Genomic DNA, 21,468 nt, shown 5'->3' on the forward strand with positions numbered 1-21,468 from the left:
CTCGGGCGGACACAAAAGGGAACCGAAGAGCGAGGAGCGTCCCATGAGCGGACAGACCTGGCGCCGGGCCCTGGTGACCGGCGGCGCCGGATTCGTGGAATCCCATCCGTGCGGCCGGCTGCTCGGGCGCAGGGCCGCCCGGTCGTGCGGCTGGACGCGGTGACGGCCGCATCCGCGCGGCCACCGACGAGACCCGCGAGGCGGTCCGCTCGGCCCCGGCCGTCCTGGTCTTTGACTACGGCCGGGGCGCTGCCGACGTCCTGCGCGACGTACCGGCCGAACGCCCGCCGGTGGGCTGGGACCTGCACCCGCACGGCGGACCACCGGCGCCGGGGACACGGCTGGTGACCCCCGCCCGGTCGGAGGCACACGCTTTCGCGGTGGCCGCCGAGGATCGCACCGCCGAGGAGCCGGACAGCGATCTGCGCGTGGCCGCCCGCGAGGCGGCCACGCTCTACGGCACCGGCGGGTCGCCTCCGTCGCGGTACGCCCCGCGTGCCTGCCGTACCGTTTGCGAACTGTGTCTGCGCAGGGGGTGCGGCGGGCCGGACCGGGGATGAGGACAGGGCTGGAGTGGTCGAGGACGGGCAGGAGGGCTGGGATGGGCAAGCGGCCTGCCGCAACGCTGGCCCTGACGAACTCTTCGCCGAAGATGCGGCCCAGAACAGGATCAAGGCCCTCTGCACCGGCTGCCCGGTGCGTACCGAATGCCTTGCCCACGCCCTCGATCACCGCCTCGAGCATGGCATGTGGGGAGGCTCGACCGAGCGGGAGAGGCGAGAACTCCTGTGGCGCCGGCCGACGGTAACCTCCCGGCGGCGCCTGCTGGAGACCGCGCACGGCCAGCACGGCCTGCAAACTACTGGTCATCAGGAGCCGCACGATCGGTGGTCCCGGGCAGCAGCACACGACAGCGAGGAGCCAGCCGCTCGCAGATCATGGAAGAACCGAACAGTTGCTGCTCGCCTGACAGGCGCCGGGCCGGATTTCGAAACGGTGGAACGTCATCGAACCTCACGAAAAGGCGTCAACTGAGTATTGTGCATTTCCGGCCGATACGCTCATCCTCATTCGTTACAGCTGAGGGGGGGGAGTTGGCATGGCGCGTGCGCGTCGTGGTCTGCTGGTCGGGGCGGCCGTCGTGGTGGCGAGCCTGCTCGCTACCAACCCCTCCTCGTTGGTCGCGGCCGGTGCCCAGACGGAGGTCAAGGGACGCGCCGCCCAAGGCGCGCCGAAGGGGTCGAAGGTCACGCCTGAACCCGCGACGTAGGCGCCGGACGGCGGGGGCGGCGGGGGCGGCGGGGTCGCCGGCGTCCTTGCGGGGCGGTACCGCGAGGGCCGGCAGGGCAACACCCGCCATATCACGTATGGGTTCGCGCACATGAGCAATGCCTGAGTGCTGCGTCCGCGCTCCCGTCACGACCGCCCGCAGCCGCGCTCCCCCGCTGCCTCGGCCCGGAGGCCGGGATGAGCGTGCCCGCTCGTACCGCGGCTGGATTTCGACGCTTGACCTTTCAACTTCCGCGCCTCTAGCGTGCCAGCGTCCCCTACGGAATGGAGTGTTCCATGCGCCTGAAGGTCCTTGCCCTGGCAGTCGTACCCGCAGCTCTCCTCGGCGTCATGGTCTCCGCGCCGACCGCTTCGGCCTGGTCCCCCGGCAACTGTTCGCAGGAGTCGTTCTGCACCTGGGCCGACTACTGGTACGAGGACACCGACCAGACGCCGTCGCTGGAGACCGGGACCGAGTGGTCGGGCAGTGCCGCCGCGAGCATCTTCTACAACAACACCTCCCGCGCCGTCACGATGACGTACGTGCGCATCGCGGACGGGCAGGGTGCGCAGGAGTTCACGTCCTGCGCCGCCGCTCACTCGGGCAGTTACTTCACCTCGCCCATGTACGTCACGGACGTGTCCTGGCGCGAGGACGACGGCTCCCCCTGCTGGTGACCCTCCGAGGTCGGCCCGCCGGCCCGGGCGCTCCTTCGGCGGCCTCAGGCGGCGAAGCCGATGGTGGTCACGTACTCGTACTGGCCCCACTGCGAGCCGAGGTCGACGACCTGGTCCACCCACGCCTCGTCCAGCTCCCGCTCGTCACCGGCCGCCCACGCGGCGACGATCCGGTCCCACCGGCGGACGTTCATCGTGCGGAACTCCACCGCGCGCTGACGCGGCCGGTCGACCCGGGACTGGTTGACCGGGTGGACTTCCACGCGGGTGCCGCGGCCCTCGCGGTTGAGGCGGGCGGTGAGGTAGCGGGCGACGTTCTCGCGCCGCACGATGCGGTACGCCTGCTCGACGCGTGCGAGGTTCTTCCTTGATGGCGTGCGGGTACCGGCCTGCCAGGCGCGCAGCGTGCGGTCGGTGACGCTCAGGCCGGCCGCGCGTGCGGCATCGAGGGCGTGGGCGGTGCGGGTGAGGTAGTGCAGGCGCGCCTGCAGGCCGCGGCGGACGGTGACGGGGGTGGCGATGTAGCCGGCGAGCGCATCCAGCTGCCGGGCGACGGCTTCGTGGCCTTTGATGCCGTGGGCGCCGTACTTGCCGAACTCGATGTTCCGCTCAGGCATGATCTCTTCCGGATTCTCGGTTGTGGATCACTGTACGGGTTCGTGAGCGTCGATCTTCCGCCCCGGCGGGGAATATGACGTCGGGGCGGAGGAACGGCGGCGCGAGGCGCTCCCAGGGGGCTCTGCGCCGGTGTCAGGGTCGGTGCCGACGGTGTAGGTGTCTTTGACCTTCACCTCGGCCACGCCGCGGCCCTCGGGGAACACCGCCCGCCAGTCGCCGGCCACATGCAGTTCGTCGGTGCCCATCGCGCGCACGACCGTAAGGCCCTCGCCATAGGCGCGGTGGGCCTTCCACCACAGGTTGGCGAAGGCCTGGGAGCGGATGAGGTGCATCCAGTCGGTGCGGTACAGCTCACGGTTGTAGTTCGACTCCCCCAGCGTGGAGACGAACTTGGAATACATCGCCTTCACATACTCCAGCATCACATCGTCGCCGTCGGCGATCGCCCGGTCCCGGGCGTCCTTGAGAGCGATACGGAACTTCTCCAGCAGCCCCTCGGTCGCCCCGGACGTCCACGACTCGTGAATGTGCGGCGGGTCGCACAGCCCGTACTTCGGGCCCGACACGCGCAGCAGCAGACGCAGCGTCGCCTCCGTGACCCACAACGGGCCCGGCTCCTCGCGATGGCCGATCGGGTTCGGCAGACAGGCGTCGTGCTCCCAGACAGGCGGGGTGATCAGGTGCAGGCCAGCACGGCGGCGGTCGTGGGGGGCGCCGGTGGTGTGTTCGAGCTGCCCGATCGGCAGGTGGGTCTTGAGGGCGGACAGGTAGGCGCCGTTGATGTCCAGCGCGGTCACCTCATGCCGACCGGCGGGGAGTTCCGGGCGGCTCCACCTGGGGCGGGCCTCCCAGATCTGGTCGGCGCCGCGCGCGCTCTGCTTGCGCAGGATGTCAGGGAGCCACGGATGCGCGACGACGTCGTAGCGGCCGCCCTTGCGGGTGTGGTCCAACAGCGCCATCGCGTCCGGGATCGCCCGCTTCACGAGCGCGGCGGTCGCGGCTTCGACGTCACCGGAGTGTTCGGCGAGCGCGGCCGCGACGGCAGCGCCGATGAGGTCCGGGGTGTCGGAAGCCGCCTGCACACGCCGGCCGACCGGCACGACCTTCACGCCGCTCTCCGCCCGGCCCGGTTCCCTGACGGGCGCCGGCGCGGTCACACCGCACTCGGCCGGATCCAGGTGCTGGGCGAACCCTTCGACCTGGTGCCGGGCCGGCTGCCCGCACAGCACACACGGCTGAGGGACGGCCAGGACGTTCACGTCGTCGTGCGGTTCGGCCGTCTGCTCGGCCTCCACCGACTCGTCGTCATCGGGCTCGCCGTCGCCAGGATCGTCGACGGCAGCCCCGGTGGCAGCGGCCCCGGTGGCGGGGTCCAGCTTGGTGCGGGCACCCTCGAGGAAGTACGCGTACTTCTCCCGCACCTCACCACCCGGGTCCCGGCCCGACTCCCAGCCCCCGACCGTCGACGGGCTCACTCCCAAGGCGTGCGCGAGCTGGGGGCGCGACAGGTGCAGGCCCTCACGCAGCCGGCGCCGCTCCTCGGCGGGCGGCAGCGGGGTCCGCTCCGACGACGCGGCGGCGAGCAGGGCGTCGATCGCGTCGAGGTCCGCCATCAGGCCGCTCCGTTCGCGGCTGCGGAGCGGGCTCCGGCGGCCGGGCGACCCGGCACACGACGGCGTTCGGGGGGAAGGGCCTCGACGGCTCGGGTGGGACCGGCCAGAAGGTCGTGCGCGGCAATGCCGTAGTGCACGGCCACCGCGTCGCAGTCGGCCAGGCTCCACGCCGCGGCGCCGGACTGACGACGGCTCACCTGCGCCTGGCTCACCCCCAGCGCGACAGCAAGGTCGGTCTGCGACTCACCCGCCGCATGCAGGAGAGCGGCAACGGCTGACCGCATCAGCTCATCGAGGGCCATACTCATAGCGAGCACAATAGCACGTATAAAACATTTCTCATGCGCAAAACGCATACGCGTATGGGTGCGGATCCCTGGCGATCGGGAAAACAGCCTCCGGCCTGCTGTTCCGTAGGGGTGGGTGACGTGGCGGCACAGCATGCGGCGAGGGCCCGGAGCGGTGGTCACCCCGGGCCCTCGGCCGATGTGCGGACGGGTTCAGCGGTTGCGGGATCGTCGAAGCCTCAGGCCGATGCCGGGCGGAGGACGACCGGGAGGGCGGTGAGGCCGTTCATCGCCGTGGAGATCACGGGCACCAGTTCCGACTCGGGCACGGCCAGCCGGGTGGCGGGGAACCGGGTGAAGAGCTGGGAGAGCCCGATCGCGCTCTCCAGGCGGGCCAGGGCGGCGCCGAGGCAGTAGTGCGGGCCCGCGCCGAAGGCGAGCTGGCGTTCGTAGTGGCGGGAGTCGCGGATGTCGAAGCGCGCCGGGACCGCTCCGCGCTGTTCGCGGTTGGCGGCGGCCAGACCGACGACGACCGGCTCGCCGCGGCGCACGGTCACTCCGTGCAGGACGGTGTCCCGCAGCGCGTAGCGCATGAACAAGGTACGCAGCGGGGCGTTCCAGTGCAGGCCCGCTTCCACGGCGGCCGGCCAGTCCAGTTCGCCGTCGAGAAGCGCGGCGAGCTGGTCGGGGTGGGTGAGCAGGGCGAGGACGGTGCCGGTCAGCGAGTTGACCGTGGTCTCGTGGCCGGCCAGCAGGATGATCTCCAGGGTGTCGATCAGTTCCTTCTCCGTCAGTCTGCCGTCCTCGTCGTCCAGCGCCTCGATCAGCGCGCTGGTCAGATCGCCGAGCGGGGCCACGCGCCGGTCGGCGACCAGACGTGCCAGAACCTCGCGCTGCCCGACCGCGGCCTCCTGCCGTTCGGCGCCGCTCACCTCGACACTCAGCATCGTCCGGAAGTGATCGCGTAATCGGCGCTGTTCCTCGGGGTCGGTGAGACCGAACAGCTCGCAGATGATCAGCAGCGGGAGCGGATAGGCGAAGGCCTCCTTGAGATCGACCACCCCCGGCCCCCCGCGCTCCAGGCCGTCCAGCAGCTCCCGGGTGATCTCATGGATCCGGGGCGCGAGGGCGTCGATACGCCGGGGGGTGAAGGCGTGGCTCACCAGACGGCGGAGCCTGCGGTGGTCGGCCCCGTCCGCGTTGAGCATCGACTCCCCGACGATCAGGTTGAGCAGCGGCCATCCGGCGGGTATCTCCCCGCGCGTGTAGGCACCCCAGTGCCGTGGATCGCTGGAGAGGTCGGGGTGCGCGTCCAGCACCGTCCGGGCCGCCCGGGCCGACATGGCCGCCCAGGCACGGACGTCGTCCGGCAGCGCCACCGGCACCACGGGGCCGTACCGCAGCCACTCGGCTGCCTCCTCGTGGGTCCCACGGTTCGGATCGAGCGAGGACACGGGCCGGTCGAGCGACAGCTTCGAAGGGTCGATGCGCATGGACAGCTCCAACTGCACGTGGGATACGTTGCCTTGCGTCCGCTTACCGTGTGCGGCCGTACCGCGAAGGAAGGCTGTACCGGGTCCGGGCCGACCACCCGACAGGGCCGGAACCGTCGCCGGGCACGAATCCCGGGGCCGACCCCACCACCGTCATCGTAACGACCCGACCCCGCGCATACGTACGAAGCGGACGAATTCCCGCCCGCCCGCACGGGACAGGCCGGCCTCCTCGGACATCTCAACGCGGCGCTCCGGCCCTGCGGCACCATGACACCCAGTACCCCCGACTCCCCTCCCGGAGCACACTGAGTGCCGTCCGCCCCTCCCGGTGCTAGGTTCCCCAGCATGAACGAGGCACCCCGTCCCGACCGCGCGGCCGACATGCCGGGTCCGAAGCCGCCGATGCGGGAGTCCCTCGTGGCGGCGGCGTTCCAGCTGTTCGTGGAGCGGGGGTACGAGCAGACCACCGTCGACGACATCGTGACGCTCGCCGGCGTCGGACGCCGGTCCTTCTTCCGGTACTTCCCGTCCAAGGAGGACGTGGTCTTCCCCGACCACGAGGGCTGCCTGGCCGAGATGACCGCCTTCCTGCGCGCCGGCCGGCCCACGGACGAACCGGTGCGGCGGGTCTGCGACGCCGCGCGCCTGGTGCTGCGCATGTACGCGGAGAACCCGGCGTTCTCGGTCCAGCGCTACCGCCTCACCAGAAAGGTCCCGGGGCTGCGCGCGTACGAACTCTCGGTGGTCTGGCGGTACGAGCGGGCGCTCGCCGAGTACCTGCGCGGACGCTTCGCGGGCAGCCTCGACGGGACGCTGCGGGCCGACGTCGTCGCCGCGGCCGTGGTCGCCGCGCACAACAACGGACTGCGCTCCTGGCTCCGTTCGGACGGCCGCAGCGACGCGACCGCCGAGGTGGACCACGCCCTCGCCCACGTCCAGGGGGTGTTCGGACCGGACCGCACACCCGGCGGTCCGGCATACAGCGCGGCACACAGCCCGGCACACAGCGCGGCGCACGGGCCGGCGGCCGAGGACGGTACGGACGACGACGACGTGGTGGTCGTCGTCTCGCGGCGCGGCGCCCCGCTGTGGCGGGTCGTCCAGGAGATCGAGACCGCGCTCGGCCGCGATCCCGCACGCACATCTCCGGCCGATTGAGGGAACTCAGTGCCTTTACCTGTGACACTGCGTGCCATACCCTGAAGTGGCGCACGGCACTTCGCGCACCTTCGGATTCCGGTCAGGCGCAGGGAGATGACATCGTGTTCCACCGGGGAAGCGGGACCACGACGGACGTACTCGGCCCAGGGACGACGGCGACGGCGGCAGGGACCGCGGAAGCGTCCGGGGAGGCGGCCGGGGAAGGGCTCGTCTACCAGCGCTGCCGCTGGTGCGGGACCACCATGTTCCACCGGCTGCTCTGCCCGGTCTGCGCGGGCAGCGATCTGCGCACGGAGCGCAGCGCGGGGCTCGGCGTCGTCCGCCACACGAGCGTCGTGCAGCGCAACACCCCGGGTGCGCGCAACGTGTCGCTCGTCGAGCTGGCCGAGGGGTTCACCGTCCGGGGCCGGGTCTCGGGGCCGCTGATCGCGATCCGCACCGGCGACCGGGTCGAGCTGACCATGGCGATGGATCCGGTGCGCCGCGAGCCGGTGTTCAGGCTCTGCGACGAGCCTTTCTCCGGGCCGTACTCCGCCTGGCACTGAGGCGCACCGCGACGCCGCGGGGGACACTTGGCCGGGACGGACGATGCCCGAGAGCCGAGAGCCCGGAGGAACCCCATGTACGCCACGGACATCCTGATCGACGCCTACGGCCGCATCAAGGACGAGGTGCACGCCGCCGTCGTCGGCCTCTCCCCCGACGAGCTCAACGCCCGGCCCGGCGGCCGGGCCAACTCGATCAGCTGGCTGATCTGGCACCTCACCCGCGTCCAGGACGACCACATCGCCGACGCCTTCGGCCTCGAACAGGTCTGGCTGTCGGAAGGCTGGGCGGACCGCTTCGCGCTGCCCCTCGACAAGGACGACACGGGTTACGGCCATGGTCCGCAGCAGGTCGCCGAGGTCAAGGTGGACTCGGAGGACCTCCTGACCGGCTACTACGACGCCGTGCACGAGCAGACCCTGCGGGCGCTGCGCGACCTGGGCGCCGACGACCTGGACCGCATCGTCGACGAGAACTGGACACCGGCCGTCACCCTGGGCGCCCGCCTGGTCAGCGTGCTCTCCGACGACCTGCAGCACGTCGGCCAGGCCGCCTTCGCGCGAGGGCTGCCGGCCGACGGCTGAGCACCGCGCGCCCGGCCGCCCGGCGCTGTGATGTGCGCCTCACAGGCAACCCCGCCGCCGCCGTCCTCGTCCTGATCGGCAACGAGGTGGCGCGGCGGCGCCGGTGACCCGTTCACCCCAGGAGAGCGATCCGTAGCGATCCGGGGTGAGGAGCGGGGCACTATACACATCGCGTATACATGCTGTGTATACATGGTGCGTACAAAAGAACGCCGCGTCCACCGGCACCGGCGGACCGAAAGGCATCCATGTACGGCAAGGCATCCGCGCCCGAGTACCAAGGCGCGCTCACCACCCTGTCCGTGAACTCCTCCCTGGTCGACGTACTGGCCGCGGGGACCGAGCAGTTGCGTGCGGCCGAGCGCTCCGGGGCGCGCGGGGAGACGGCCAGGGCGGGTCTCGCCGTGGCGGAGGCGCACCGGCGGCTCGGGCAGGTCGGCGAGGCCGACCGGGCCTGGAAGGCGAGTTACCGCGCGGCCCGGGAGGCCGGGGACACGGCCGCCATGGCGTGGGCCCTGTGGAGCGGCGGCACGCTGGCCCGTCAGCGCGGGGCGCTCCGGCTGGCCCGGCGGCTGCTGGGGCTGGCGGCCGAGTTCGGCGAACGGGGCGGCGACGTCGTCGTACGCGGCTACTCGCTCGCCGGGATGGCGGAGACCGGCCGTATCCAGGGCGACTACGCGGCGGTCGGCGAACTGCACGAACAGCTCCTGGCGGAGGCGCGCCGGCGGGGCGAGGCACGGCACACGGTGTGGGCCCTGGAGGGCATCGCGCAGATGCACCGCAACACCGGGTCGTACGACACGGCGTACGCGATGTTCGAGGAGGCCGCGGAGATCGCCGGCCGGGCCGACGACCGGCGCGGTCACGCCTGGGCGCTGCGGGGCCTCGCCGACATCGTCTCCGTACGCGACGGAGACACCGACCGCGCGCTCGGACTGCTCGGGGAGGCCGAGGTCACCTGCCGCGAGATGAACCTGTCGAGCGCGCTGGCCTACAACCACAAGATGCGTGGCAACGTCCTGTACCGCGCGGGGCGTTACGCGCAGGCCCGTGACGTCTACGAGCAGGCGCTGGCCGAGTTCCGCGCGATGAGCGAGCCCCGTGGGGAAGCGCTGTCCCGCCTGGGCCTGGCCAAGTCCCGGGCCCACCTGGGCCGCGCCCTGTCGGAGACGGCCGCCGAACTGGCCGACCTGGCGGAGGTACTGGCCCGGATCGGCCTGCACCATGCCCACCGCATGGTGGAACGGGCCCAGGCGGAGTTCAGCATCGAGCCGGCACCGCGGGTCCCGGCCCCGTCCGAAACGGTCCCGCACCCGGACGGACCCGCCGCGGCAGGCGCCGAGGAGAGCTCCGGGCAGGGCGCGGCCCCTCTTGTCGCCGTCGCACGCGCCGCCGCCTCCACGGCGGACCGCACCGGCGTGCGGAGCGGGCGATGACCATCATGTCCTCGGCGTCCCCCGCCCACTCCCCCGCCCTGCCCACCGCCGATGCCGCCGCGCGTCTGCTGGAGCGCTGCCGGTCGCTGGTGCGGCCCGCGCTGGCCGAGGCGGTCGGGCGGCTGCACCCGTGGGTGGGCGAGATGGCCGCCTACTCCTTCGGCTGGTGCGAGCCGGGCGGCGCACCCGTGTCCGCGCCGGCGGGCGGCAAGGGGCTGCGGCAGGCCCTTGCCGTCCTGGGCGCGGAGGCCGCCGGGGCGCCGCGGGACGCGGGGGTGACCGCGGCCGTCGCGGTGGAACTCGTGCACACCTTCTCCCTCCTGCACGACGACGTCATGGACGGCGACCGGACCCGCCGGGGGCGCCCCACGGCATGGAAGGCGTACGGCACGGGCCCGGCCGTCCTCGCGGGCGACGCCCTGTTCGCCCTGGCCGTGGAGACCCTGGCCGCCACCTCCGGCACGGACATCCCGTCGGCCGTGCGTCACCTGTCGACCGCCCTCAACGACCTCGTACGCGGTCAGGCCGACGACCTGCTCTTCGAGACCCGCCCCTGGACGGGCCCGCGGGCGGTCCGCCCCGACGAGTACCGCGCGATGGCCGAGCACAAGACCGGCGCGCTGCTGGGCTGCGCGGCCGCCCTGGGCGCCGTGCTCGCCGGCGCGCCCCGCACGACGGTCGCCGCCCTCGACCGCGCCGGCCGCCACCTGGGCGTGGCCTTCCAGGTGGTCGACGACCTGCTGGGCATCTGGGGCGACCCCGCCGTCACCGGCAAGCCGGTCCACGCGGACCTGCTCCGGGGCAAGAAGACCTTCCCCGTCCTGGCGGCCCTCGGCACCGCGGCCGCCCGGCCGCTCGTCCGGCTCCTGGACCGGGCCGAGGCGCTCGACGGACCGGCGGCCCGCCGCGCCGCGGTCCTGATCGAGGAGGCCGGCGGACGCGGGGCCGCCCTGACGGAGGCCCGCCGCCACATCACCGCCGTGGAGGTCTGCCTCGACAGCCTGCCCTCGGCACCCCGCGCCGCCGACGACCTGCGCGTCCTGCTGGATTTCCTCGTACGCCGGGAGATGTGACCAACTCCCTTACCACTCCGGCCCCTTGACGCCGCAGAAAGCCCTTGCCACACTCACCGCCCGCCGCAGAAAACGCTTGCTACGGCCGTGCGCCGGGCAGGCGGCGGACCCCACATCTCCCCACCCACCCCCACCCCTACCCCCACACAGGAGAACCGAGATGGGACGCAGAGCCGCACCTCACCTCATTCGCCGCGCCGCACCGGCAGGTCCCCCGACCGCCCGGGGCCGCGTACGGCGGCCCGGTGTCATCGCCGCGTGCGCCACGGTCCTGGCCACGGCGGCGGCCGTACTCACCACGCCCGCGAGCCCCGCGAGCGCGGTCCCGGCGGACACGGTCCCGGCGGACGCGGCCCCGCGGTCGGCGGCGGCAGCGTGCGGCGAGGGCTCCTACCAGGCCGAGGCCACGCTGAGCGGCAGCACGTGGACCGCCCGGCGCGGAAGCGGTGTCGTCTACACCGGAACCGACATGCGGGCCGCGATGCAGGCGGCCGTCAACAGCCTCACGGCAGGCCGCACGTCGAAGGAACGGGTCGTCGTACGCGGCTCGGGCTCGATCGGCGCGGGGTCCAGGGTCTCCCTGCCGAGCTACACCGTGCTCGACGTGTGCGGGACCGTCGACGTCACCGGTTCGGGCTCCGGCGACCAGGCCCCGGTCTACGCACGCGGCGTACGGGACATCGAGGTCCAGCACCTGAACGTCACCGGCGCCCCGCTCTACGGCATCTTCCTGCGCAACGTCACCAACGTGGTGCTGGGCCAGATCGACATGCGCCTGACGGCCGGTCTCGGCGTACGCATCGACAACCGCGGCGACACCACCCAGTGGACCCGCAACGTCCGTATCGACACCGTGTACGTGTCCGGGGCGAGCAGCCACGCGGTGGAGACGTACGGGGTAGACGGCATCACCATCGGCACGGTCACGGCGCGCAACGTGGGCGAGTCGGGCCTGCTGCTGAACCAGACGGTCAACGCCACCGTCACGAAGGTGGACGCGGACGGGGCGGGCACCGGCACCGGGTACGCGGCCTTCCGGATGGCCAACCGCAACGGGCGGATAGGCAGCAGTTACGCGACCAACGTGCGGGTCGGCGAGGTCGTCGCGCGCGGGGGCGGCCGGGGCGTCTTCTGCGTCTCGGAGAGCGGCGGCGCCACCATCGACCGCATCACGCTCTCGAACACCGGGAACAACGCCGTCCTGATCGAGAACTGCTACAACGTGAACCTCGCCGCGCAGAGCGGGAGCGTCACGGGCGGCGGCGAGATCCGGCTGGCCGCCCGCTCGGAGTTCCCCAACAACGCGGACATCACCGTCCAGAACCTGACGGTGACCAACTCCGTCATCAGGGAGAGCCCCTGCGGTGACAACACGACGTTCCGCAACAACACCCTCGTGAACAGCACGCAGAGCATCTGCTGACGGCCATCCGCGCGTGTACCGGCCGCAGCACCGGACCCGGCCCATCCGGACCGCCCGCACGTGTGTGCGGGCGGTCCGATCGGGGCTCGGGGCTCAGTGCTGGATGGCCGGGACCAGGCCGAAGGCGGGGGCCGCGAGGTCGGTCACCTGGTGCAGCTGCTCCAGCTGGTCCAGACCCTTCAGCTGCCTGAGGCCTTGGCGGATCGTCGGGATCTGCTCCCGGTCCGCCACGGGCAGGTCGCTCACGGCGAGCGAGTCGAGCTCCGCGATCGGGTCCAGCTTTCCCGTCCCGGGGGCCGTGGCGGCGCTCGCGGCCGGCACCGCGAGGCCCGTGACACTGATGGCGAGGCCGACGGCGGCGACGATACGTCGTGTTGAGATCATGCTTGCAGCAACGGCGCCGGGCGGTTCTCGGACACGGCCCCGCCCGGCCCCTCACCCGGGAGGCGCATCGGCGCGGCTGCGTTTGCCGGGGCTCCCACGACGGAGGACGCTCTGAGGAGAGGCGCGCACGACGGCCCGCTCCGCAAGGGGCCATCGCCCGCACCACCGGACCGAGGGGTGTCGAACAGCAGGGAGTGGTATGCCGAGGATCCGCATCACCTCCCGCCTGACCTGGAGTTTCACGGCTCAGCTGAGCCCGGGCCGGTCTCCGCGGCCTCGACCAGCCTGCGGAGCAGGCCGGCGAGCGTCCGCTTCTCTTCTTCGCTCAGCACTGCGAGCAGTGCGTTCTCGTCCTCTTCCTCGGACGCCGCGTGCTGTTCGAACGCGGCGTACCCCGCGGGGGTGAGACGTACGTGCACCCGGCGCCGGTCCTCGGCGTCGGGCGTGCGGGTGATCAGACCGGCCTCCTCCAGCGGAGCGAGCCGCGCCGACAGCGCGCCCCGGGTCAGGCCGAGCAGGTCGGCGAGGTCCGAGGGACTCGCCTCGTACGGCGGGCCGAGGCGGCGCAGGGTGAGCAGCACCTTGAACTGCCAGTGCTTGAGCCCGTCCGAGTCCAGGGTGGCCCGGCGGGCCTGCGCCGCGTGGCGCGCCAGGATCGCGAGCCGCGCGAAGATCGCCTCCTTGACCGGGTCCATCCAGTTCAGCTCTTGCGCCCAGAGTTCGACGTGCCGGTCGACCGAGTCGCCCACCCGTCTCCTCCTCACGGCCCGAAATAGTTTTCTTGTGGATAGTTTTCCTGATTACTACCTTCCTGGCCATGACGAAGACGAGTACGAATCACGCCGCTCTCCCGTCGGCCGAGGTGGTCGCCGCGGCACGTGAACTGGCCCGCGCCGGACGGTGGCAGCGCGCCCTGCGCCTGCTCGACAGCACCGTCACCACCGAGCGGCACGACCGGGCGGCCCTCGCCGTCGCCGGCGCCGAGATCGCGCTGGAGCACGACTGGTTCGGCGGTACGGACACCGTCGGCGCGCGCATCGCCGTCGCCGACGTGGCGCTGGCCGGACTCACCGAGCCGGCCGGGCGCTGGGACCTGGACTTCGTACGGCTGCGGCACGCGTACTTCCGGCTGCTCATGCGCGACGGCAGGTTCCGGTTCGGCCCCGCCGGGAAGGACCCCGCCGAGACGGCCGGGCTGCGGCGCCGCAGCCGGGAGTTGTGCGACACGGCGCCCGACGAAGTGCGCCGGGGCTGGGCGCGGATGTACCTCGGACTGATCGTCGACAACGTCTTCGCCGAGCGGGAGACCGCGCGTTCCCACTACGAACTGGCGTTACGGGCCGGGGAGTCGGCCGACGACCTGCTGGCCCGTGAGGCGCTGCGCCACCTCGGGGACCACGACCACGACAACCTGGACCATGCGCGGGCGCTGGAGCGCTGGAGCCGGGCGACCGCGCTCGGCGCCCGCGCGGGCAACGTCCCCGGCACGCTCTCGCAGCAGCTGCTGCTGGCCGTCCTGGCCCGCGACGACGGCGACGAGCCGGCCGCCACGGCGCTGGCCACGGAGGTGGCACGCTGGGCGGAGGCGATGGGGGCGACCCGCCTGGCAACCCAGGCAACGGCTTTCCTGACCGGCACGGACCCGACGAGGGGCTCGACGAAGGGACCGGCCACGGAACCGGCAACAGGACCGGCGACAGGACCGAAGAACAACGATTCCTGACCGGGACCCGCCCGGCCCTTCGGGGGCGCGGCAGGGCTCGGCAGGGCTCGGCAGGGGTGGTTCGTCGGGTGTGCGCGTCATACTGGCCCTCGTGCGAGTAGCGATCATGACGGCGGGGTCGCGGGGCGACGCCGCGCCGTACACGGGACTTGGGCACGGGCTGGCGCGCGGCGGGCACGAGGTCACCGTGGTGACCCACTCGTGCTTCGAGCCCCTGGTGGCGGCCGCCGGGCTGGGGTTCCACCCTCTGCCGGTGGATCCGCGGGCGGAGCTGGAGTCCGCCCGCGGGCGTGCGCTGCACCGCAGTTCCACGGGGGTCGGCAAGCTGGCCCGGATGGTCGGGATGACGCGGTCGCTGGTGGGGCGGATGACCGACAGCCTGGTGGCCGCCGCCGGGGCCGCCGACGTGCTGCTGCTTTCGAGTTCGCTCGCGCCCGTCGGCCATGCCGTCGCCGAGGGGCACGGACTGCCGAGCATGGGTGTGTACCTCCAACCACTGGCTCCTACCGGCGAGTTCGCACCGGCTGTGCTCGGTACCCGGTCACTGGGCGCGGCGGGGAACCGGCTCGCCGGGCGTGCCGTCAACGTGGCCGTGGACCAGGTCTTCGCCGACACGACGCGGGCGCTGCGGGCCCGGCTCGGGCTCGCGCCGCTCGGCTCGCGGGCCGCCCGCCGGGCCCGCGAGCGGCGCGACTGGCAGGTCCACCACGGATTCAGTCGCCTCGTGGTGCCCCGGCCCGGCGACTGGCGGCCCGGACTGGACGTCACCGGTTACTGGTGGCCGTACGACCGGGACGCGCAACTTCCGGACCGATTGCGGGAGTTCCTGGACGCCGGTCCCCCTCCGGTCTACTTCGGGCTGGGCAGCGCCACCGTGCCCGATCCCGAGCGGCTGGGCGGGGAGGTCGTGCGGGCGCTGCGCGCGGCCGGGGTGCGGGGGGTCGTGCAGCGGGGCTGGGCCGGGTTGTCCGTCACCGGCGACGACATGTTCACCGTGGACGAGGTCCCGCACTCGGCGCTCTTCCCGCGGATGGCCGCGGTGGTGCATCACGCGGGCGCGGGGACGACCGCGGCCGCGCTGCGCGCCGGTGTGCCGGCCGTGCCCGTGCCGGTCCAGTTCGACGAGGCGTTCTGGGCCGCGCGGCTCGTCTCGCTCGGGGTGGCCCCGTCGGCGGTTCCGCTGCGCGGGCTTCGCGCCGGTGCGCTCGGCGCCGCCGTACGGCGGGCCGTGACGGAGCCCGCTCACGCGCGGCGGGCGAAGGCGCTGTCCGCGCTGCTCCGCGACGAGGACGGGGTGCGTCCCGTCCTCGTCGCCGTGGACCGGCTGGCCGGGGCCTGAGGCCAGGCCGTCAGGCCGGCCTGACGGTCTGCCGGAACACGCGGGGTGTCAGGCCACGGTGATGTGGACCGTCATCTCGTCGGCCCCGGGGGTGCCCACGGTCTCGATGGTGACGCCCGTCCAGGTGCCGTCGGGCAGGGCCAGGGGCGGCTGCGTCGTCTCGCCGACCGTGTTCCTGTCGTCGAAGGGGTACAGGTCGTTGCTGTCGCCCCGGTTGCCCCGGCCGAACATCCGCGAGAGGTCCCCCTGGCCGTCGGCCTGGAGGAGTTCGATGGCCAGGTTCTCCTCGTCGTTGACGTTGTCGATCGACTCGTCGACGACGTACACGGCGATGCCCTCGTCGGGCAGGAAGGCGTCCTGGCCGCGCCGGCGGCGGTACTCGACGAGGATGTACTGGTGGTCGGACATCGTCTCGGGGTTCTGGACGAACACCGCGTCGCCGTCCTCCGCGGCGGGCCGCAGCCTGATGTCCCGGGTGGACTTGTTCACCACCTGGGGTTCGATCCAGCCGTGGAACATCCGCAGCATGGCCGTCGGGAAGACCGGGGTGAGACCGCCGTTGCCCCATGAACCGCCCGCCATGAGGCAGTAGCTGCCGAGTCCGGCCGAGCGGGTCAGCTGCTGCTGCCCGGTGTCGTAGTAGTCGGCCCAGCGCGCCGCGAGGTGGCCCCACTCATGGGCGCAGACACCGACGGCGCAGTCCTCGGGCACGGTCAGGAAGGTGCGCACGGACAGTCCCGGCGCGACCTCGACACCGTCGGGGATCGTCCACTTGAGGCTCCACAGGTCGCCGCGCTGGGTCGTCTGCTCGGCGCCGCGTCCGGCGTGGATGACGAAGAGCGCGGTAACGGCCCCTTCGCCGAGCGCGTCGAACGAGGTGAAGTCGACCCCCGCGTCCCGGGCCGCCTGTACGGCGTCCCGCGCCAGCCCCTGGGAGTTGCGCGGGAAGTTGGCGTTCATGCCCGAGTTGTCGTCGGCGTAGAAGGACATCGGCTGCGGCATGCGGAACCAGCCGTGCACCGCGCCCTGGATGTCGATGCCGGTGCTGGGCGAGGTGTCGAAGCCGCTGACCTGACGGTAGAAGGAGCGCATGCTGCCGGTCGGGAACTCGTCCAGGCCGAAGAGCATGCTGTCGTAGTGGCCGGGCCCGTGGTCGGCGTCGTGCGGCCGGTCGGGGAAGTCGACGAGCAGCACCAGTGTCCGTACCGTGCCCCGGAGCTGGGTCGTGGGGCGGGTGATCAGCTGCTTGTCGGAGCTGGGGCCGGTGTCGAGCGCCCCGTCGTCGAGGCCGACGAGGTTCTCCCCCCTACGGCCCGCGCGCCATACGGAGTAGTACTCCTCGAAGGTCATGCCCTTGGGCAGACGGCGTTCCTTGGTCAGTTCGAGGTAGCGGGCGTACAACTGCGCCAGGGCTTGCGGCGACAGCGGTACGGGGCACGCGTCGGTGCAGTGGTGGGCAGGTCGTACGGGGCTGAGCGTGTGACGCATCAGGCACCCCCTTCAGGGGACGGACCCCTCCTTGCCGGACACGGAGGATCCATGGAATCAGACCACGCGAAGGCCGTACGCCTCTCATGGTTTCGGCCGACTTCGCTGTCAATGTCCCCGCGTCACCACCGCGTTGCCCGGGGAACCACCGCCCCGGCTCGCTTCGGCATCACTGCGTCGCCACTCCCGCATCACCCCAGTCTCGTCGCGGCCCAGGCGGCCAGCTCCGCGCGGGCGGCGCTCAGCAGGGCCGCGGACGGGGCCGTCGCGCCGTTGGTGACGAGGGCGTAGTGCAGGACGCCCGAGTCCGGCGCGGTCAGCAGGAGGCGGCGGCTGCCCGTGCCACCCGGTTCGCGCGCGACCGCGACCGGTGCGGTCCTGGTGTACGCGGGCGGCGCGGCCGTCACGCCGAGGTCCGAGACGACCGTCGTGGAGGCGGTCGGGAAGGACGCCGGCAGGTGCAGTTCGGTGGGCTCCGCGCTGCCGTCCGAGCGCCACGCCTGGAGCGCGTACTGTCCGGTGCCGACCAGTTCGGCCACCCGCGGCAGGGAGCTGGGGACCGGGTTCCAGGTGAGCGTGGTGGAGCCGTCCCGCGACCGGTCCTCGTAGGTGAAGGCGACCGTACGGCCCGCCGTCGCGCTCGGGTAGACCCGGTCCAGGAGCCGGGCGTCCTGGCGCAGCACCGCGGTCCCGGTGTCGTCGAGGCGCACCGCGGAGAGGTCCTCGTCGTTCCAGGCGTCGCCCGTGGTGAGCACCTTGTCGGGGTTGCCGTTCATCAGCTCGTGGTGCCGGCCGTTGTAGATGTCCCACTGCCACTGCGAGCCGGACAGGACGGGACCCGACTGGGTGGGGCCGGTCCACCAACTGCCGCCCTTCACCCGGGAGTCGAGAGCCTGGTACATGGCCTTGAGGACGGTCGGTGCCTTGTCGGAGACGGTACCGGAGAGGGGATGGCCGAACTCGCTGACGACCGCCGCGGTACCGGTGGCGGCGGCGCGGTCGCGCACGGTGCCGAAGTCGCCCGCGTACTGCCCGTTCTCCGCCTTGCCCCACATGAAGACGCCCGAGATCGCCTTCTGGTCGTAGAAGTGGGTGTTGAAGACGTAGCGCGGGCCGAGCGTGCCCGCGTCGAGGAGGCCGCCCTCCTGCTTCTGGAAGTCGATGTTGGCGTTCCAGAAGAGGTTGGGCTCCACGAAGGCGGGCTTGTCCTGCCAGCCCGCCGCGTCCATCCGCGCCCGGAACCTCACGTAGAACGGCCACAGCACGTCCTTCTCCCACGCCCGGCTCGTCTGGCCCTGGTCGTAGCTGCCCGCGTGCGGCTCGTTGTACGGGTCGAAGCCGACGACGCCCGCGAACTGGGCGTCGGTCAGGTGCTGTTCGACGTACGCCATGGTGGTCTGCGCGGTGGTGAGGAAGGCGTCCTGGAGTCCGTACGCGTTGTGCCAGAAGTCGTGCGACGCCTCCGTCACGGCCGCGTTCGAGGTGATGTTCTGTCCCCAGAAGGGGCAGATGCCGCAGTACTCGTCCGGATAGTCACCGGCGTCGACGGCCCACTCGGGGGCGCCGTCGCCGGTGTACCAGCTGTCGGGGTCGAAGAGGTGGCGCGAGTAGAGGTCCTGGTGGAAGTCCGGGTAGATGCGGATCCCGGCGTCCAGGAAGGCGCGCATCTGGTCGGTGGCCGCGGCCAGGTACGCGGTGTCCACCTGGCCGCGCACGGGTTCGGCGTACGCCCAGGAGAGCAGGAAGCGCACGGAGTTGCCGCCGCCGAGGGCGCGCAGCGCGGTTGCGGACTTCCTGGCGTCGGCGACCGAGGCGAACGGCAGGCCGTGGTGCTCCGCCAGTTTCGTCCCGCCGGAGACGTTGTAGCCGCGCAGCACGACCTCGCGGCCCAGGCCGTCGGTGAAGTGGCCGTTCCCGACCGTGAGGGTCGCGGCGGCGGCCGGGTCGAACCACAGGTCGTCCGGCAGGGCGGTGGCGGACGGGGTGCCCGTGGTCGTCAGGAGCCCTGTCAGGAGGACGAGGACGCCGAGCAGATGCGCACGCAGCTTTGGCATGTCCGCAACAGTCCCGTGCGCGCCGCCGCCCCGTCAAGCATCCTGACTTGAGAGTAAGTCACCTTTCGCTCCGGGCCGTTGTGCCGATCACCCGCCCGTCCGCCGGGTCACGTTCAGCAGGTACTCCTTCCGGTCGAGCGGGTTGTGATCGGTGCGCGGCCGCTTTGGCACCACACCGTGGGCGACGGGTGCGTAGTGGTCGAAGACGGCCTCCAGCTCACCCTCACCGCCGGTCGGCCCCGGCAGCCGCTGCTGCAGTTCGTGCACCCGGGCCGCGGGGACCGCGCCCTCCAGTACGCACGAGTCACCGCGCGTCCGTGTGGTCCCGGGCACCGCCCCCAGCGCGGCGAGGACCGGCAGCAGCGCGCCGAGCGTGTCCGCCGGGGCTTCGAGGCGGAAACGGTGCACCGGCTCGTACACCTGGGTACCCGCCCGTCGCAGGGCGTCCATCAGGACGAGCGGGGTGAGTCCGCGGAAGTCCGCGCCCGTGCTCGACATGCTCTTGTCGAAGCCCTGGTGGGCGTGGCTCTGCCGGGGCGAGTAGCCGCAGTGCGTCATCGTGACCGTGCAGTCGACGACCTGCCAGCCGTGGACACCCTGGCCGAGCACCTCCTCCACCGTGTCCTCGACGGCCCGGAAGAAGGCGTACGGCATCGAGCCGAGCTCGACCTCCCGCCGGAACCGCACCCCCGCGCCGGCGGGGGCCGGGTCGACGCGCAGTCCGACCGTGGCGAGGAAGGGGTGGGCGTCCCCGCCGTTGAACTCGACCGCCTCCCCGCTGCCCAGCGGGCGCTCGACGCAGAGGGTCGTCGTCCCGCGGAAGCCGACGTCGAGACCGAACTCCTCGGCGAGCGTCGCCTGGACGACCTCCTTCTGTACCTCGCCGTAGAGGGACACGGAGATCTCCTGGCGTACCGTGTCCTGCCGCAGGCCGATCAGCGGGTCCTGCTCGGCGAGTTGGGTGAGCGCGGCGTGCAGCGCCCCCTTGTCGGCGGGCCGGCACGGGACCACGACGGTCTCCAGCGTGGGCGGGGAGAAGTGCTGCCGCCCCGCCGGCGCCGCCCGTGCGAACTCCTCGACCCGCTCGCGCGGTACGCCGATGGTGTCGCCGATCCGGATGTCGCCGAGGCCCCACAGCTTGCCGATCCGCCCCGCGGCCACCGAGGTCTCCCGGCGGGCCGCGCCCCGCTCGAAGACACCCACCGCGGTGACCTTGCCCCGCCTGCGGACGCCGTCACCGCCGGTGCCGGCTCCGGCTCCGGCTCCCTCGCTGCCGCCGTCGCCGAAGGTCAGGACGTCCCGGGTGTGCACCGTCCCCGAGAACATCCGCACGTACGCGATCTTCTCGCCCGCCGGTCCTCGCTCGACCTTGAACACGGTGCCGGACACCGGGCCTTCGGGCCGGCCCGCGGCGGCGGGCAGCAGTTCCCCGATGCCGGAGATCAGGGCGTCCACCCCGGCGCCCGTCATGGCGGAGCCGAAGAAGACCGGATGGACCAGGGACCGCCCGGTCTGCTCGGCGAGCGCGGCACGGAGGCGGCCGCAGGGGACCGTGCCGTCCTGGACGTACGCGGCGAGGAGGCCGTCGTCGTGCGCCGAGAGGACGTCGAGCGTGCCGGGGGTGAACCCCGTGCACGGGATCGCCCGGGCGTCGCGCGTGCCGAGGCCGCCGGTGGTGCCCATGGGCACGATCGCCGGGGTGAGCCGGTCGGCGATGCTCCGCAGGACGCGGTCGGTGTCGGCGCCGCGGCGGTCGATCTTGTTGACGAAGACCAGCGTCGGGATGCGCAGCCGCCGCAGCGTCCGCATCAGGACGCGGGTCCGGGCCTGGACGCCCTCCACGGCCGAGATCACGAGCACCGCTCCGTCGAGCACGTCCAGCACCCGCTCCACCTCGGCGATGAAGTCCGGGTGGCCGGGGGTGTCGATGAGGTTGACCGTGACGTCGTCGATCTCGAAGGAGACCACGGCGGACTTGATGGTGATGCCGCGCCGGCGTTCCAGCGCGAGGGAGTCGGTCTGTGTGCTGCCGTCGTCGACGCTGCCGATCTCGTCGATGACCCCGGCGGCGTGCAGCAGCCGCTCGGTCAGACTCGTCTTACCGGCGTCGACGTGCGCCAGGATGCCGAGGTTCAGTGCGTGCACCGTGTGTCATGTCCTTCGCGATGAGGGGGATTCCTTCCTGGGCGGACATCGACGGTGCTCGCATTACTGCTCCTTCGTCCCGGCCGGCCCCGGTGGACCGCTCCCCCGCAGTGCAGCAGGCGGCAGCGTCCGGGAGCAACGGATTAACCGT

Annotated in this window: 20 protein-coding genes and 1 pseudogene; 12 read left to right on the plus strand and 9 right to left on the minus strand. The window is 72.4% G+C overall.

Annotated features, from left to right (window positions below; translation table 11 throughout):
• Window positions 1-380 precede the first annotated feature (380 nt).
• The 4 genes and pseudogenes from QFZ75_RS03745 (at window position 381) to QFZ75_RS03760 (ending at window position 1,947) form a co-directional block, all read left to right on the plus strand.
• The gene (locus QFZ75_RS03745) at window positions 381-560 is read left to right on the plus strand and encodes a hypothetical protein (protein WP_307533824.1); all 180 of its coding nucleotides are present in this window, start codon (window positions 381-383) and stop codon (window positions 558-560) included.
• Window positions 561-573: 13 nt separating this feature from the next.
• A pseudogene (locus QFZ75_RS41045) lies at window positions 574-849 on the plus strand (WhiB family transcriptional regulator); the annotation flags it as partial.
• A gap of 250 nt (window positions 850-1,099) precedes the next feature.
• Entirely contained in the window at window positions 1,100-1,270 is a 171-nt protein-coding gene (locus tag QFZ75_RS03755) for a hypothetical protein (protein WP_307533826.1), read from the plus strand.
• A gap of 296 nt (window positions 1,271-1,566) precedes the next feature.
• A complete protein-coding gene (locus QFZ75_RS03760; protein WP_307533827.1) occupies window positions 1,567-1,947 on the plus strand; it encodes a hypothetical protein in 381 nt (126 codons plus the stop codon).
• 44 nt (window positions 1,948-1,991) lie between these two features.
• Here the strand turns inward: QFZ75_RS03760 and QFZ75_RS03765 are convergent, their stop codons facing one another.
• From QFZ75_RS03765 to QFZ75_RS03780, 4 genes are all read right to left on the minus strand, one after another.
• Window positions 1,992-2,564, minus strand: a complete 573-nt coding sequence (locus QFZ75_RS03765; protein ID WP_307533828.1) for a transcriptional regulator — start codon at window positions 2,562-2,564, stop codon at window positions 1,992-1,994.
• A gap of 27 nt (window positions 2,565-2,591) precedes the next feature.
• Complete coding sequence (locus QFZ75_RS03770; RefSeq protein ID WP_307533829.1) at window positions 2,592-4,178, minus strand: DNA-binding transcriptional regulator; 1,587 nt, start codon at window positions 4,176-4,178, stop codon at window positions 2,592-2,594.
• Complete coding sequence (locus QFZ75_RS03775) at window positions 4,178-4,486, minus strand: helix-turn-helix transcriptional regulator (protein WP_307533830.1); 309 nt, start codon at window positions 4,484-4,486, stop codon at window positions 4,178-4,180. Before QFZ75_RS03775 ends, QFZ75_RS03770 begins: the two co-directional genes overlap by 1 nt.
• Window positions 4,487-4,704: 218 nt before the next feature.
• Window positions 4,705-5,958, minus strand: a complete 1,254-nt coding sequence (locus QFZ75_RS03780) for a cytochrome P450 (protein ID WP_307533831.1) — start codon at window positions 5,956-5,958, stop codon at window positions 4,705-4,707.
• Window positions 5,959-6,363: 405 nt separating this feature from the next.
• Here QFZ75_RS03780 and QFZ75_RS03785 point away from each other — a divergent pair, with 405 nt between their 5' ends.
• The 6 genes from QFZ75_RS03785 to QFZ75_RS03810 all read left to right on the plus strand — a co-directional run bounded on the left by QFZ75_RS03785 (window position 6,364) and on the right by QFZ75_RS03810 (window position 12,184).
• The gene (locus QFZ75_RS03785) at window positions 6,364-7,119 is read left to right on the plus strand and encodes a TetR family transcriptional regulator (protein WP_307544205.1); all 756 of its coding nucleotides are present in this window, start codon (window positions 6,364-6,366) and stop codon (window positions 7,117-7,119) included.
• A gap of 104 nt (window positions 7,120-7,223) precedes the next feature.
• Window positions 7,224-7,667 carry a Zn-ribbon domain-containing OB-fold protein gene (locus tag QFZ75_RS03790; RefSeq protein WP_307533832.1) on the plus strand — a complete coding sequence of 148 codons (444 nt, stop codon included), beginning with the start codon at window positions 7,224-7,226 and terminating at the stop codon, window positions 7,665-7,667.
• A gap of 75 nt (window positions 7,668-7,742) precedes the next feature.
• Window positions 7,743-8,252: a DUF664 domain-containing protein gene (locus tag QFZ75_RS03795; protein ID WP_307533833.1), complete on the plus strand. Its 510-nt coding sequence runs from the start codon at window positions 7,743-7,745 to the stop codon at window positions 8,250-8,252.
• A 248-nt stretch (window positions 8,253-8,500) separates the two neighbouring features.
• A complete protein-coding gene (locus QFZ75_RS03800; protein WP_307533834.1) occupies window positions 8,501-9,688 on the plus strand; it encodes a tetratricopeptide repeat protein in 1,188 nt (395 codons plus the stop codon).
• Window positions 9,689-9,693: 5 nt separating this feature from the next.
• Complete coding sequence (locus QFZ75_RS03805; protein WP_307544206.1) at window positions 9,694-10,761, plus strand: polyprenyl synthetase family protein; 1,068 nt, start codon at window positions 9,694-9,696, stop codon at window positions 10,759-10,761.
• Window positions 10,762-10,921: 160 nt separating this feature from the next.
• Window positions 10,922-12,184, plus strand: a complete 1,263-nt coding sequence (locus QFZ75_RS03810; RefSeq protein ID WP_307533835.1) for a hypothetical protein — start codon at window positions 10,922-10,924, stop codon at window positions 12,182-12,184.
• 93 nt (window positions 12,185-12,277) lie between these two features.
• Here QFZ75_RS03810 and QFZ75_RS03815 read toward each other — a convergent pair whose 3' ends face one another.
• Together QFZ75_RS03815 and QFZ75_RS03820 are read right to left on the minus strand one after the other, a co-directional pair.
• Complete coding sequence (locus QFZ75_RS03815; protein WP_307533836.1) at window positions 12,278-12,568, minus strand: hypothetical protein; 291 nt, start codon at window positions 12,566-12,568, stop codon at window positions 12,278-12,280.
• Between the two features lie 239 nt (window positions 12,569-12,807).
• Window positions 12,808-13,317, minus strand: a complete 510-nt coding sequence (locus QFZ75_RS03820; RefSeq protein WP_307533837.1) for a MarR family winged helix-turn-helix transcriptional regulator — start codon at window positions 13,315-13,317, stop codon at window positions 12,808-12,810.
• A gap of 68 nt (window positions 13,318-13,385) precedes the next feature.
• Between QFZ75_RS03820 and QFZ75_RS03825 the strand changes: the two genes are divergently transcribed.
• Both QFZ75_RS03825 and QFZ75_RS03830 read left to right on the plus strand, forming a co-directional pair.
• The gene (locus QFZ75_RS03825) at window positions 13,386-14,291 is read left to right on the plus strand and encodes a hypothetical protein (RefSeq protein WP_307533838.1); all 906 of its coding nucleotides are present in this window, start codon (window positions 13,386-13,388) and stop codon (window positions 14,289-14,291) included.
• A gap of 106 nt (window positions 14,292-14,397) precedes the next feature.
• Window positions 14,398-15,630, plus strand: a complete 1,233-nt coding sequence (locus QFZ75_RS03830; RefSeq protein ID WP_307544207.1) for a glycosyltransferase — start codon at window positions 14,398-14,400, stop codon at window positions 15,628-15,630.
• A gap of 48 nt (window positions 15,631-15,678) precedes the next feature.
• On the opposite strand, the gene QFZ75_RS03835 is transcribed toward QFZ75_RS03830, so the two are convergent.
• The 3 genes from QFZ75_RS03835 to QFZ75_RS03845 form a co-directional block, all read right to left on the minus strand.
• Window positions 15,679-17,118 (minus strand): M6 family metalloprotease domain-containing protein, encoded by a 1,440-nt coding sequence (locus QFZ75_RS03835; protein ID WP_307533839.1) that lies wholly within the window; start codon window positions 17,116-17,118, stop codon window positions 15,679-15,681.
• Between the two features lie 191 nt (window positions 17,119-17,309).
• On the minus strand, window positions 17,310-19,172 hold the full coding sequence (locus tag QFZ75_RS03840) for a cellulase family glycosylhydrolase (RefSeq protein WP_307533840.1): 1,863 nt from the start codon (window positions 19,170-19,172) through the stop codon (window positions 17,310-17,312).
• Between the two features lie 87 nt (window positions 19,173-19,259).
• The gene (locus QFZ75_RS03845; RefSeq protein ID WP_307533841.1) at window positions 19,260-21,317 is read right to left on the minus strand and encodes a translation factor GTPase family protein; all 2,058 of its coding nucleotides are present in this window, start codon (window positions 21,315-21,317) and stop codon (window positions 19,260-19,262) included.
• Window positions 21,318-21,468: the final 151 nt, after the last annotated feature.

The sequence above is a fragment of the Streptomyces sp. V3I8 genome, from assembly GCF_030817535.1.
Taxonomy (GTDB): domain Bacteria; phylum Actinomycetota; class Actinomycetes; order Streptomycetales; family Streptomycetaceae; genus Streptomyces.